11 protein-coding genes are annotated in these 14,393 nt (G+C 45.0%); 3 read left to right on the top strand and 8 right to left on the bottom strand.

The annotated features are described in order from the left end of the window. Positions 1 to 11: 11 nt before the first annotated feature. Genes ACO05Z_RS10370 through ACO05Z_RS10360 form a run of 3 tightly spaced genes read left to right on the top strand, consistent with a single transcriptional unit; the run spans position 12 to position 3,308 of the window. Entirely contained in the window at positions 12 to 980 is a 969-nt protein-coding gene (locus ACO05Z_RS10370; RefSeq protein ID WP_421902113.1) for an ABC transporter permease, read from the top strand. Beyond that, entirely contained in the window at positions 977 to 1,810 is an 834-nt protein-coding gene (locus tag ACO05Z_RS10365) for an ABC transporter permease (RefSeq protein ID WP_421902112.1), read from the top strand. Before ACO05Z_RS10370 ends, ACO05Z_RS10365 begins: the two co-directional genes overlap by 4 nt. Beyond that, positions 1,752 to 3,308, top strand: coding sequence for an ABC transporter ATP-binding protein (locus tag ACO05Z_RS10360; protein ID WP_421902111.1), 1,557 nt, complete (start codon positions 1,752 to 1,754; stop codon positions 3,306 to 3,308). Before ACO05Z_RS10365 ends, ACO05Z_RS10360 begins: the two co-directional genes overlap by 59 nt. Positions 3,309 to 3,887: 579 nt before the next feature. Here the strand turns inward: ACO05Z_RS10360 and ACO05Z_RS10355 are convergent. The 8 genes from ACO05Z_RS10355 to ACO05Z_RS10320 all read right to left on the bottom strand — a co-directional run bounded on the left by ACO05Z_RS10355 (position 3,888) and on the right by ACO05Z_RS10320 (position 14,386). Beyond that, positions 3,888 to 5,141, bottom strand: a complete 1,254-nt coding sequence (locus tag ACO05Z_RS10355; protein WP_421902110.1) for a glycosyltransferase family 4 protein — start codon at positions 5,139 to 5,141, stop codon at positions 3,888 to 3,890. A gap of 24 nt (positions 5,142 to 5,165) precedes the next feature. Further along, positions 5,166 to 6,326 carry a glycosyltransferase gene (locus ACO05Z_RS10350; protein ID WP_421902109.1) on the bottom strand — a complete coding sequence of 387 codons (1,161 nt, stop codon included), beginning with the start codon at positions 6,324 to 6,326 and terminating at the stop codon, positions 5,166 to 5,168. Further along, positions 6,323 to 7,729, bottom strand: a complete 1,407-nt coding sequence (locus ACO05Z_RS10345) for an O-antigen ligase family protein (RefSeq protein WP_421902108.1) — start codon at positions 7,727 to 7,729, stop codon at positions 6,323 to 6,325. Before ACO05Z_RS10345 ends, ACO05Z_RS10350 begins: the two co-directional genes overlap by 4 nt. Positions 7,730 to 7,744: 15 nt before the next feature. Continuing rightward, positions 7,745 to 8,881: a sugar transferase gene (locus ACO05Z_RS10340; RefSeq protein WP_421902107.1), complete on the bottom strand. Its 1,137-nt coding sequence runs from the start codon at positions 8,879 to 8,881 to the stop codon at positions 7,745 to 7,747. Then, positions 8,878 to 10,287 (bottom strand): GumC family protein, encoded by a 1,410-nt coding sequence (locus ACO05Z_RS10335; RefSeq protein ID WP_421902106.1) that lies wholly within the window; start codon positions 10,285 to 10,287, stop codon positions 8,878 to 8,880. The genes ACO05Z_RS10340 and ACO05Z_RS10335 overlap by 4 nt, the downstream gene beginning before the upstream one ends. Positions 10,288 to 10,299: 12 nt before the next feature. Beyond that, positions 10,300 to 11,370, bottom strand: a complete 1,071-nt coding sequence (locus tag ACO05Z_RS10330) for a polysaccharide biosynthesis/export family protein (RefSeq protein ID WP_421902105.1) — start codon at positions 11,368 to 11,370, stop codon at positions 10,300 to 10,302. Further along, a complete protein-coding gene (locus tag ACO05Z_RS10325; protein ID WP_421902104.1) occupies positions 11,357 to 13,030 on the bottom strand; it encodes an AAA family ATPase in 1,674 nt (557 codons plus the stop codon). The genes ACO05Z_RS10330 and ACO05Z_RS10325 overlap by 14 nt, the downstream gene beginning before the upstream one ends. A 177-nt stretch (positions 13,031 to 13,207) precedes the next feature. After that, a complete protein-coding gene (locus ACO05Z_RS10320) occupies positions 13,208 to 14,386 on the bottom strand; it encodes a hypothetical protein (RefSeq protein WP_421902103.1) in 1,179 nt (392 codons plus the stop codon). Between the last annotated feature and the right edge of the window lie 7 nt (positions 14,387 to 14,393).

Genomic DNA, 14,393 nt, shown 5'->3' with positions numbered 1-14,393 from the left:
TTTTTATGTTTATGAATTCCATATGGCGGCAGACTCTTAAGTTTGTCGCTGCCTTTATTATCCTCTTGCTGGTGAATTTTATACTGCCGCGCCTGTTGCCCGGGGACCCTTTACTGGTCTTTTACGGGGAAGAAGCGGTCACGGATTTTGCTCCATCAGCGAAAGAGGCATTGATTGCCAAGATGCATTTGAACGCTCCTCTCATGGAACAGTTTACCAGATATTTGGTTGGAATAGTTCGCCTTGATTTCGGGTACTCGTACCATCAGGGTCGGCAGGTTCTTGATTTGATCTTGGATTTCGCTCCGTGGACCATGGCTCTGACTGGGCTGACCCTGATTTTTTCCACTTTGTTGGCCGTTTTTGTGAGTTTGCGGGGAGCCTGGGATGAAGGTGGAAGGTTTGACCGGGGAACGATCAATTTTTTTATGATTCTGAATTGCATCCCCCCGTTTATTCTGGCCATGCTGCTTTTGAGAATATTCGCCATAACCTTTAATTTATTCCCTCTTTCCGGTGGAGGGGCAATTATTCCGCCCCTTACTGTTTCCGGTTGGCTGGTCGACCTAGCTTGGCATGCAGCTTTGCCTGTAGCCAGCCTGATGCTTCATGAGGTTCCGAATCAGTTTTTATTGCTGCGCGCCGAAGCTTTGCGCTGGAAGGGGAAGCCGTTTGTCAGCGTTTTTCTGGCTAAAGGTTATCATCCCCGGACTATCAAATATAAGCACCTTATGCTCTGCATTACCCCGGCAATCTTTGCCAGAGTCGGTAAAAGTGTGGCTGCGCTTATGGGCGGGGCTATGTTTGTGGAAATTGTTTTTACCTATCCTGGGTTGGGACTTTTGGTTTTTGAAAGTCTGCAAGCCCACGATTACCCGACCGTTCAAGGAGTGATGTTGACCATTGGGAGTAGCACTCTTTTATTTAATTTCATGGCTGATCTCATCAATGACAGTCTGCTGCATAGGATAAGTTCATGAAACAACTAATGTGTCTTTTTTCCATATTAGGCGTGACATTATCTATTCTGTTCATACCCTTGCCTAATGTGCATGTGTCTACGGATATACTTGCGCAGCCGTCAGCAGCTCACTGGCTCGGAACCACGGCAACAGGCATGGATACCCTGAGTCTGCTTGCGTTAGGTGCAGTAGCAACAATCGGGGTGGGGTTGAGTGCCGGGATTATTACGGTGGTTTTGGGGATTGTGACTGCTTACCTGATAGAGGTAACTTCAGCCAGAGTGCAGTATTCTATTATGTTGCTGGTGGATATCCTGATCGCCTTGCCTGAGACAGCGCTTCTGCTTTTGCTGGCAACTTTTTTAAGGCCCGGTCCGTTGGAGTTGGTTTTTATCCTTGTGGTCACTTCGTGGGCAGGAGAAATCCGTATTTTTGCAGTAGCAATACGCAGTGAACTGGTCAGAGATTCTGTGCACGCAGCTCGACTTTTTAATGGCGGACATATGCATGTTTTCTTTAAGCACATCACTCCGGCTATACTTCGGCTTGCTTCAGCTCGCACAGTAGCCTCGACACGTCGTGCAACTCTTAAGCATGCAGGTTTAGCCTTTCTGGGATTTGTAAATCCACTCACTCCGTCTTGGGGCGGAATTATGCAGGAAGGTTTTGAATATATACATACTAATGCGTGGTATTGGCTGATGTTGCCGCCAATAGTCAGTCTCTCAGTGTATCTGCTGATAATATTTAATATTGGGGAATATCTCGCGAAACCAAAGATAAATAATCATGAAAATAAAAAATCTGAACGTTTCCTACAACGGCAAGAGTGCGTTGAGGGGAATTAATCTTACCCTGAAAAAAGGTGAACCACTGGCTGTTCTCGGTGAATCAGGTGCAGGTAAAACCTCTTTTGGACTGGCTGTACTGGGCATGACTCCCGGAGTTACTTCCGGGGAGGCCATTCTTGATGGAACCACCTATGACCTCGGTAGCATTTCTGAATATTCCGGTTACAGGGGCAGGAAATGTGCGATGCTTCATCAGGATGTAGATGACGCATTTAATCCGTTCTGCACTATCGGTTGCCAGATAACGGAGACACCCGGTTCAAAAGGGCGGTACGGAATCGAAAGGTATAATCAAGCCAGAAAAATGCTTGAATCTGTCGGACTTGATCCTGACTTGGAAGACGCTTACCCCCGAAAACTCAGTGGGGGGCAACTTAAGCGGGCTCTGCTGTCTTCTGTGTTGGTCAATGATCCGGACTGCCTTATCTTGGATGAACCTACCGCCGCACTTGACGGTAATTCAAGGGATGTATTTCTTGAGCTTGTTAAGCGTATTGCTCCAACCAAGTACATAATGATAATTACACATGACCGTGAAGTGGCTTTGCAGATATGTCCTTGGACAGCAATACTTTACGGTGGGCGCATAGTGGAGCTTGGGAGAACAGAAAAGGTTCTTGAAGAGCCACGCCATCCATACGGCAGGGGGTTGCTACGCACGGCAATAACTGCGGACCGGGTTAAGGATTTGCAAGGGATACCGGACAAGACCTCTCTGGAAGATCGGGGGTGCTCGTTTTATTGCCGCTGCACCCAGCGAACCGCAAGGTGCAAAGTAACCCCGCCCAGTCTTGCCGGAACTGAGGAGCATTCAGTTGCCTGTCATCGTGGCGGGATTATCCGGGTTATTGAGTGCAAAGCCTTGCGCATCCAAAGGCAGGAAATTTCGCTTTTGGATGAACTAAGTTTTAACCTGTTGGAAGGTGAAACCCTTGCTCTTGTGGGGAGAAGCGGTTGCGGTAAAACCACACTGGCCCATACCCTTATGGGGGTTGAAAAATTAAGAGGTGGAGATATTCATTTCGAAGGAGAATCTGTCTCTGCCAAAAGCAAAGAGTTTCGATCAAAAGTCTCTTATCTGGCACAGCACCCAAGAGCATCTGTGGCCCCGCATTTTACGGTTCGGGAGACGGTTGAGGAGCCCCTTGTTCTAGAGACCGATTACAGTGAAATAGAGAGAAAGGAAGTAGTGCATAACATGTTGGAAATGGTCCAACTTTCCCCAGCCGTTGCGGAAAAGCAGGCCCACAGTTTAAGTGGAGGGGAATTGCAACGGGTAACTCTTGCCCGTGCTTTGGTGCGTAAACCAAGGGTTATGATTCTCGATGAACCTACCTCCGCACTGGATATCAGTACTCAAGCCAAGATTTTAAGGCTATTGCTGGATATTCAGGAGAAGACTGGAATGTCCATGCTGCTCATTACCCATGATCTGCTCATGGCCCGCAAGGTTTCAGACAGGATATTGAATTTGGATGAATTCAAGGTGAGTTGATGTTATATGAATCAAGATATTATTTGCATTTATGGCTATAATTTCCGGAGCGGCTTTGAATGAAGATGAAAGGAGTGTACGGAAATCATTCCTGTACCTTTCCGAAGTGTTCTTTTGGGAAGTATAAGAACGGTGTTTTTGACCCAATCCTGACAGCAGGCCATACTTTCAATCCTGATCGTCGGTGCCAGAAATGATAAAACCTCACAATGTGTGATCATGTTGTGAGGTTTTTGTTTTTTGGATGATGGATCGTATGTATGAACGGGCAAGTTGATCCAACTATAGGACATAAAAAAGCCTGTTCATCCGAACAGGCTTGAAAAAAAGAGGAGTAAAAAGTGAGTAGAAAAAGTTGGTAGATTTGCTCGCTTTCAACACTGGGCATATACCCACCAGTCAACCATTTATGAGTGGCACAAGAATATTATATCAAGGCCCATTTTTTCGAATAGATTCAAGCTAATTTCTGCCGTAGTTATGGCTTGCCGGAAACGCTTTGATGAATTTATTAAAGCGACTTGCAGATTGCTGTACATATAAATGCATGAGCTAAGCAATATATTTTAATTAATTAAGCTACTGATTATCTTTTAAACTTTTCCGAAAAAGAACAGCTAGTTTTCGGGCGTTGTCTCTTAAGTTGAACTCTTGTAGCACTTTTTCTCGGCCAGCCTGCCCCATGCTGCGTCCCAAATCGTCCTTATCTATTATTGCGCGTAGAGCAGTCGCCAGTGGTTCCGGCTGTTCAGGTGGAACAAGGTAACCGTTGACTCTATCCTCAATTAATTCCGGTATACCTGAAATGCCGGTGGAAATGACCGGAAGCCCGACACACATGGCTTCCATAAGTGAAACAGGGATACCTTCCATATCGCCCCTTGCTCCCCATACACTGGCCATGACAGCCAGATCAGCATTACGGGTCATTTCTGAAACTTGATTGCGCAGCAATGATCCGTTGATAAATACGTGGTTGCCAAGGTCAAGTGCTTTTATTTCTTCTTCGATTTGTTTTCTTAACGGGCCATCGCCCACCAGATCCAGACGTAAGTCCGTTTTTTTGCCATCGTGCGCAAGACCGTCCAGCAGGGTTCTCATTGCTTTGAGTAGGTAGGTGTGACCTTTCATGTCCTTGAAGGAAGCAACACTAAGTAATCGCAATGGACCGGGGCTTCGTTCGGCAGGGCGGGTGTGAAAAATAGTGGGATTAACCCCGCAGTGGATAGTGTGGAGTTTTGCATCTATTTCCTGTCCGAAATGTTTGCAGAGCCAGCGTCTATTAAATTCGGAAATAACGACCACAAATTTTGCGTCAGCCAATTTAAGGTCCAGCATTTCCAAGTCCATGAAAATATCATGTGCATGGGCGGTAAAGCTGAATGGAATTCCGGTCAGTCGGTGTACTATGAGCGCAGAAGTGGCCCCATGGGTGGCAAAATGGGCATGGATGTGACCTACTTCCCGCTCCTGCATGTCATGGGCAAAATGGACAGATTTAGGCCATATTGCCAAGGTCCCTGCCATGAATTTGGGATTAGGAAATGCACTGAGCAGTAGTTCTCCGAGAGTTTTCAGATAGTTCAGCGGCTGGGAGCAAAATGATGAAAAATTGGATTTGAGAATATCAAAAGAAATAAAAGGAAGGTAATGGGCTTTCTTCCTCATCCTTAACGCTTCGGGATGTTCAACCGAGTCATGGTGATCAATAAGAGGGTATATCTCCACCGTAAGCCCTTCTTTTTCTACTTCAAGCAATTCGTAGAGTACAAAAGTCTCGGTTATTTTTGGAAATCGGGAGGTTGTATAAGCTACGGCCTTACGCTCGGACATTTTCACGCTCCTGTTATAGACTCATCATTTAGTCGGGTCCCATTTAGAAACCTGCCTGCCGCAGAGGAGATCCCAGAGAGCCAGTAAACCACCCCAGTTTCCGAGTATGAAATAGTATCCTGCATAGCTGGTTTTGCGTAATAGTGCCGGCCCCTGTCCTTTTACCATGGTGTGCAGTGCTCCAAGCATATAAAAAAGAAGTTGTGCGGCTAGAAGGGATACGCCTAGCTGTGAGTGCGGAGTAAGGAAAAGGCAGGAAGCAAAAAGGCCAAAAAGGGCCAGCGGCAGCAAACGGCGCAATACTTTGTTGATAAAAAGAGCGATGGCAAATAAACCGTATTTAAATGGATTAAGCAGATGCTTCTTCATTTTTATAGCGCGCAGACTTCCGGTTACAATGCGTCGGCGTCTTATAATTTCATGATCCCTGTCTTTTGAGGGGGAGGGGATTTGGGCTCGGGCATCAGGTTCATAAACAAAGCAGTTTCCGCTCTCGACTACGGACAGAGCTACATAGAAATCATCGGTAACTCCAGAAGGAAGAACTGGGAAAAGATCCCTCTTTACGCAATAGAGCTTGCCGTCATTTGATGAAATGGAACAGCTTATACTCTCCTGCACTTTAATGTGACTGTCGAAGGTAATGTATATTTGTTGAGCTGTCCCAAGTTTATCGCCACTGGAAATTACTTCCCGCCGGCCACAGACCCCTCCTATATTGCAGGAGCAAAACCTTCTGGCCATTAACTCCAGTGCATCACAATCAAGGATGGCATCGGTATCGGTGAGAAAAATAAGTTCAGTGCGTATGCTTGCAACAGCCAGATTTAAACAATGGTTTTTACCGTGATGTTCATTAAGCACGATACTGCTGGTGCGCGGCCCTGCGGTGCTTAGTATTTTAGCGGTATCGTCTGTTGATCCGTCAGAAACAAAAAGGATATCCAGACGGTCGCTAGGATAATTAAGGCCCAGATTGTTTTTGATTTTTGCCGGAAGCAGCTTTTCTCCGTTGCGTACAATAATCAGCAGGGTGGCTGTTGGCAGCTTGTAAGGTTCGGTTCCGCAGGCTTCAGCCTGTAAGTCCAAGCGTTTGGAAAAGAGAGCCAGTAGGACAGGGTAAAGAAAAAAAGTCGCCGGAATAGTAACCGAAAAAATAAATAGGAGCCATGCAAGACAGATCATATTTCCGCCTCATCTGAATTTTGAGAAAGTCTAAGTGCCACCTGCGACATGGCAAATGAAACAAGCAGATATTTTTGGAAAAGATCGCTAAAAAGAAACAAGAATAATGAAAGCACAACAAATGACATACGGTAAGTTCTTGTTATCATAACCATGTCATTCTTTCCCGCGGCAATAAATTTCCGTATTGCGTGGTTAAAATTGAGCAGAGCCTGTCCAAGGGCTCCGAGAAACAGGAATAGGCTTAGCAAGCCACCACCAACCAGCACTTCAAGGTAGGTGTTATGAGCCGGTCTTTCCCGGTTACGACCGGGCCGAACCATTTTGTCTGCTATTTTGCTTTCGGCATAGTACTTTTTGAAAACACCTGTCCCGGAACCAAAGACTGGATTATCAACGAATCGCTCCCAACCAACGATCAGATATGAGGCCCTGCGTTTAAGGGAAATATCTTTTTTTCCGATAGATACCAGACTGACCTGCCGTTCCCAGTAAGAGGGTGGAATAACAGAAATGGCTCCTACAACAATGAACCCTATCAGTGCCATAATCAGTCCTACATAACGGGCGGACATGAGATGCATGTAGGTAAAACCGATGGCAGCGACAAGCATGATGAGCAGCAATACTCCGCCACGTGAATAGGTTGTAACCAGCCCCAGTAGATTTATGAGCACAAGAAGCAATGCCAGCAATCGTTTGCCCGGATGCTTTTGGGATATAAACATATAGGCCAGAAAAGGCATTACGAAGAGGACCATCATGGAAAGGGAGTTTGGGTCGGTTGTGACGCCAAGGCCGCGCTTGAACCCTCCATCCACTTTTTCAGCAAACCACGTGACATTGAAAAAAAAGCCGATAGCAGCAGAAAGTGAACCTGCTGAAATGCTGGTGATCAGAACTTTTGGCAAGGTTCGGGAATAACCTTTTTCAGTAACCAGAATCATCCCCAGAGCAATGAACAGATAGGCCACGGCCTGCAACACAACATTTTTGAGTGCTTCCTGCGGATATTCGGAATACATGGAGACTACAAGCGATACGGAAAAATAAGGCAGCAGCCATAACCAGAGCCGTGACTTCAGATCAAGTTTTCTGTGCTTATTAGAAATCATCTGTAAAGCGATGACAAAAACAATACTGAATGCAAGTATCCAATGCATTCGTAAGTATTCAATACCACCTAAGTTCCTGTAAGCTGCAAAAGGCAAAAGAAATATGATGGCAAAGTATCCGAGCTCGAGATTGCGGGAAATAAGAAAGAAAAATATTAACCCTAATCCGGGAGCCATTGCCAGATAGGGCTTGCTTGTTGTCAGTATAAAAAGAGAAATACAAATGGTTATGCCAGCAACAATTGCGTAAATGGGATTGAGTTTAGTGCCTTTATTCGCGTATTTCATAATACTATAGCAGCATTACGCTATGCTTAATTCGAGAAAATATTTTTCGATAAAGTAGCTCTGGAGCGCAGTTTCGCCTTTATAAATAACTAGATACTCATTTTTGCAGCCGCTTCCGGCAGGAGCGTTTCGCATTAAAATTACCTTCCCTCGGCAATAAGCACGACGTAAACGACAACTATCTAATCCGCAGATCGGTGTTGCAAGTCGGAACATATACTTTTGGGTGTTAAGTTCGGCGTTTGTGCATAACCGGAAATGCGTATCGTTAATGTCCCTCAGTATACCTGAAGAAGTGAAATTCATGCTTCTGAATGAGTTCTTCTGAACTTCCATAGCATGGCATTGTCTGAGATCGGCTATTTCAACATTAAAATTTGTGGAGGACATACGAACTAGATCACGTTTTTCATCGTATAATTTAGCTAATGTCTTGTTGATAAGTTCTTCAGTAAATATTTTAAGAATTTTTCTTGTTAAATTGTAGCTCAGAACCCAGGCCCCATATAAAATTATCCTGAAATTCTTCAAGATTCCTGCATTATGCAGATAGAGATTGTTATTAATGTAGGCCCGGATATGTTTGGGGGTTCCATGAGGAGTAAACAATTGTGCATAACCCACCAAGCCCGGATACATCATAAAACGCATTTCGTATTTCGGGATATTCAAGCATAGTTTTTGATACATTTCAGGGCGGACCGGTCTTGGACCGACTAGAACCATATCTCCTTGCAGTACGTTTATGAGTTGGGGAAGTTCATCAATTCTGGTATCACGCAAAAACTTGCCGAAGTTTGAAATTTCCTCATGCTTGGAAGTAAAAACCTCTCCACCAATTTTTTTTTGTGATCCTACGGGCAGGGTCCTGAACTTATAGATGTGAAAAATATTCATCTTGTAGCCAAGACGTTCCCCGAAATAAAAAATAGGGCCGGGGTCATGCAATTTGATCAGTAGCCCTACAAAGACAAAGATAGGCAGCATGAGAATTATAAGGATGAGCGCAACAATTTTTCCCAGCAGCATCCTGCATTTCCAACCAAGATCATCTCTATCGGGAATGTTCTCAAAGTCGATTCTAAATGAATCTCTTGTGCGTCCGGGACAGTCTACCTTGCCCACTGCCTTAGGCTTTTCAAACAAGCTCACTTGCGTTTGCCTTTGCGGTTCACCTTTTCAGGGTCATGCCATGTGGGAATGGTGAAAATGGTTTCAAGGCCGGCATACTTTTCAGAATCATCAGGAGCTTTGAAGGTGTGGTCAAAAAATTCATTAATGAATCCCAGGCTGACTCCGGTGATGAACCCGGCTAGAAGAGCAATAGGTAATAGAACCTTAATATTGGGAAAAATAGGTTTCCCAGTAGTCATTGGTGAACTGAGAACTGAAACCCGGAAAAGCGCGCCAACATCATTACTGGCCCCAATGCGTGCCTCTTCAAGACGTTTGGCAAAGGTTGTGTATGAATGTTTAAGCAGGTCAATCTCACGTTGAATGCGCTGCTGCTCGATAAGCTGAGTGTGCAGCTCCACATTTCGGATGGAAATGTCATTTAAGCGCTGATTAATAGCGCTCATCCGTTCAATATCACTGTCTAGAATATTGTTCTGGTTTTCTGCATACTCGCTGAGTTCATTGCGCAAGCGCTTGTATAGTTTCTCTATCTGCTCGTGAACTCCCAAGACTTTGGGGTGGGTTGCCGTATAAATACGCAGCAGATTGCCTTCCTCAATAACCAGTCCCTGTAATTTTTCACTGAGCTGGTTGATGCTCATATTGTCTATGAATGAAAAAAAGTTGATGTTGCGCTCATCTAGCGCTTCCTCTAAATGGGCAATCAGGCGCTCCCGTTCAATGACTTTGTTTTCAAGAACTCCTAATTGCTGTTCCATGTCTCTTTTACGGGCAAGATTGTGCTCGATTTCAATATTCGGGTTGGGAGCACCTGTCCTGCTGACCAGATCCATTAGCTTATTTTCTTTTTCCTCCAGCTCTCCTTTGAAGCGGTTAACCTGATCAGCAAAAAAGGCTTTGACTTCGCCGGGGTTATAAATTCCCCCTCTGTAAGTCATATATGCGCTAAGGATGTGATCAAGGGTTTTACGGGCCTTCTCTGCGTGGTTTCCAGAAATCGCGACTTCTATGATGTTTGAGTTGGAAACAACATCAATATCTAATTTTTTCTGTAGCTTATCGACTGTCTGGGCAAGCTTTTCAGGGTTTAAATCCCGTCCGGAATAATACTCTCCTTCCTCAGCCATGGTTCGTATTGTCTTTTCGAGCACGTCAGGAGACATGAGAATCTGAACTTCCGAAGCAAGATCCTCTTTGCTGAGTTCAAAATTCCTGATCTGTGTTTCTTCAAGTGCTTCAGGGCTTTTTTCAACCTTCTTACCCTTGACCAGAATCTCTGCAGAGGCCGAGTACTGAGGGGGCCAGAAAAGGCCGACCAGAGCAGCAAACAGAACAAAAATAACTGTCGTCTGCATGATAAGCATCTTCTGAGCAAAAAAGATGGTTATGATCTCACGGAGATGGTTTTCAGTTCTTACCATGATCAATCCTGACTAATTGGACAGGCCAAAGGTTTCTCCACCAAATGAAATTCCCCAGCCTCTAAACATTATGATATCGCTGATTGCACTTGCCATACGTCCGGCCTCATAGACACCGGCTTCACTTACGTAGATGATATCATCAGGCATAAGAAAAAATAAGTCTCCACCTTTTGGAGAGCGGATAGTCTCGGCAAGATTAATAACCGTAGACTTGAAATGATCTCCCTTGCGCCTGAATATCATGATGTCATCGAGAGCCGCTTCAGGTGTCTGGCCTTCTGCCATTGAAAGGGCCTCAATAACTGTAATGGGTTTATTGATTTTGTAGGCCCCTGGTTTGTGGACCTGGCCAAGTACATAGACCCTGCTTCCAGCATGTTCCTCCAGAAAAAGGTCGACATGCAAACCGTCAAGGTAGGACTGATAAAATTTATCCAGCTCTTCTTTTACTGCCGGCAGTGACTTGTTGGCCACCAACAGGTCGCCCATAAGCGGAAAAGTAGCGTATCCATCAGGGCGGATGGTAACCAGCCTACTGAGACCGCGCGAAGCTGTATGCAGGTCTTTCTTTAGTTCCTTGATCCTTTCCCTGAACTCATCAACAGTAATGTAGAGTTGGGGATGGCGTAGAAATTCAGAATATTTTTTTTGTAATACTTTTTGAAGTTGGCCCGGGGTCATGCCTACAACATTAACGTCTCCCACATAAGCGAGCGACACTTTCCCATCAGGGCGCACTCGTTGGGTTTCGTTGAGTTCCGGCAGCTGTACGAATTTTATGGAAATTGTATCGTTGGCTGTAATCGAATACTTCTCAGCACCCTGAATGGTTTTAATCTGGAAAAGAACGTCCAGAATGTCTCCGGGGAGAAGTGTGTATTCAGGGAAAAGTCCGGTTTTAGGGGGATAGACAGCTTTATCATCTTTGAATGTATTATACTTGACTATTTTTTCCTCGCCGACAGGAAGTTCTGCTTGTGGAGCGCAGGAAGCTATTGCAAGTAGAGTTGCAAATAGAAGCAGGAAGACCAGCCTGTATATATTCATCGAATCGATCATCATTTTTCTATAACTTACCATATAGGAATCTGGGAATATAAAAGTTTCTTTTTGTAAGTACCACTCCAAGAACATTTCCATTGACGCGTTGAATTTTTTCTCTGCAAAATTGAACAATCTCCCAGCGAGTTCGCTCCGCCTCAACAGATATGAGGACACCGTCAAAACAGCTTACAATTATTGCCGTGCGTGTTGTTCCCCACATTGATGCTCCATCTATTATTATATATCTGTAATGCTTTTTAAGCACTGTAAGTAAGCGTCCAAACTTTTCCAGATTATTCAGTTTGCCTCCACAGCAGTCATGTCCTCCTAAAGGCAGGAAGTCCAAATTCTGGTAGCTGGTCTTTAGGATGGTGTTCTTGAGCTTGGCTGTTCCTTCCATCACATCAACCAGTCCGGGAACTTTTCCGACACCCAGAAGTTGGTGCAGTTCTGGTTTTTCTACACAGCCGTCAATAAGAAGTACGCTGTTGTTGCTTCCTTTAGCCATAGTGTAAGCAAGATTGAGAGCAACTGTGGTCTTTCCCTCCCTCTTTGCTGGACTGGTGATATAGATAGAATAGATTTTATTTTCTGCCGCAAGAAAGCTTTCTTCTGCGAGAATTGTCTGATTCATATTCTGGTGCAGCAGCAATTCAAGCTTGGGCATCAGGCGGGGAGTCTCCAGCACAGTGTCGTGCTTGAAGTCATTGATATTGATCTGGGTCTTAGTCTCTTTTCCCCAGAATCGGCCATAGAGCAGGATAGCAATACTCCCAGCAACAATAAGGGAAAGAAAGGCCTTTTTAAAAATTGTGGAAAAACTAGTACCACTGCTTGTGGCCTCCGTTATGGTTCTGCCAATCACGTTCCCGTCAGCTTCGTTAGTGGAGATAGTATCGTGTGCCGTGTTACTGTCTTCGGGATTATCTTCATTACGGTTTGTCACTCGAACAGGAATAGGCCTTGGTTTCGCTTCTTCGGCAGATGGGGAGGCATAAGCCTGTCCATTTTCAGCGTTATCTGCCAAGCCTGCTGATGCTTCGTGATTAGCAGTTTGTTTCTGTGATACCGGAATTCTTTGCATAGGCGCAGAGTCGTCAGGTGCAATTGTTTCTGTATGTATCGCAGAAGAAAAAAAAATTTTGTCCTGCGCTGGAACAGAGGCGAGGGTATTTGGCTTTTCTGTTGTTTCCTTTTGGGCGGCACTCTTTTGGGGTATTGGGCTTGAGGCAAGAGGGTAGACAAGCCGGTTTTTAGGTATATTGGCTCGGAGGATAAAGACGCCGCTATTAAAATTTTTAACCTTTGCGAACACTTCGTCGGCTTTAGCCTTTTTGCTGAAAGCTCCGACTCGGAGAGGGTATAGATCAGAAATCTTTTCGATCCTCAGGTTATCAGTGAGTGCAGGAAATTTTTTGATGAAATCGTTATAGTTCTCTTGGGCTATGTCGGCAGTAGAGTATGTTCCCAACTGAACTGTATACCATGACGGTTTGTCCCCGGAGTCCACAGCCCGTGCATTCTCAGGCAAACACAGGAGTACGGAGAATAGGCATATGACTGAAAGAATGAGAGAATACAGGAATGATCGGCGTGCGTAACTTCCGAGCGTATCTATAGATGGAGCACTTCGGGCTGCATAGCAGGCATTTTGTCTCCCATAGATAATATTACTTGCATCATAAATAAGCTGCATTATGTGCGACCTCACTCCGGTATGTTTTTTAGAAAAACTTTAGTATTTCTTTATTTAGTTCATAATCAATAACAAATCAAGGAGGGTAAGCCAAAATACATTACCAATATACTAAATTTGAAAGCTCAAATATAAAAAATGAATGCAAGAAAGAATAATGAAGCTTAAAATCTTCCGTTACTTCACCCGTATGCGGGAAGAGGCTCGCCCCACCCCATTATAATTAACGGCCCTCACAACGTACTCGCAACCTTTCTGGAGTTCACCTTCCCAGCTTGTCCCCACAATATTTTGGGCAACAATTTCATATTTTTTGTCGGAGCAGCGTCTTTCAATCCGATAGCGGTTTGCAAAACGTACTTCTGTCCAACTTAGTCCTTTGTCGGTTCGTTTAAGGGTCGTAGGCGGTAAAGATGAGGGGGTGCGCAGATCGAGTAATCGAAAGGCCGAGTACGGAATGGCCTTGATGGTGTTTTTACTTAACAGTTCACCCCACTTGGCTGTTCCTTCATATTCTGCATAGATTTTGGGGTGTCCGCTGCTATCAATGAGAATCATGCCGTATTCCTGCAGAGCACGAGCTATGATCACACCTGTGTCGTCGAGTCCCATCTTTCTAAGATCTTTCTCTGTTAGGGTGGGGTCAAGCTGGAACCGTGCACCCATAGGCGGATTTGGAAAAAGCTCTCTACCGTCACTTCGTGTCGATGGTGGGACATTAAGACGACTGGGGTAATCCATGCCAAATGCAATGGCGTGTTCAATCCTGCCTTGCTTGATCTCCCAAGGACGGATCAGTCCGGTAAGGTAAGGTACGCCAGCTCCTCGGCTGAGGAATCCGTAAGGGGGGATGCCGTTCCACTGGGTATTGTACTTGTATAAGTTCGTGCAGGTCCACCCATCTTTAATTCGGCTGATGCGCCAGAATCCCCATTCTTCACCTGTTTCGGGATTCCAGATTATAATCTGGGCATCTCGGCCTGCTGCAGGCATGGCATTAACTGGAATGGGAGCGTATATTGTTCCTTTTTTGTGTACTCTTACACGCTTTCCCTTGTGTGTAACCTCGGAGAATCTTCCGGAATAATCAATTCTGGCCGTAGGTGTTTTGCTGTCCACAATATAGACGGGCATTGTGTAACGGTGGGCGTTAGAACCGAAAACCCCTTTCATGGCATTTGTATACCCGCTGCTGTGTGTATCGTAAGCAGGGTTTGATCCAATAGGCATGTTCCATGGGCTCTCGTCAGAATAGGGCCGAATCTCACCTTTCTTTTTGTTTGCGTGGGCAGAAGCCCCCAGTATGAGCATGCCAAACAGAAGTATCGTCAGTAGAGGATAAAAACGTCTATTCATAACGATT

Origin of the sequence: Maridesulfovibrio sp. (assembly GCF_965230075.1) — a bacterium.
Taxonomy (GTDB): domain Bacteria; phylum Desulfobacterota; class Desulfovibrionia; order Desulfovibrionales; family Desulfovibrionaceae; genus Maridesulfovibrio.
Note: the sequence above shows the minus strand (reverse complement) of the source record. Positions and strands in the feature narration are given on the sequence as shown.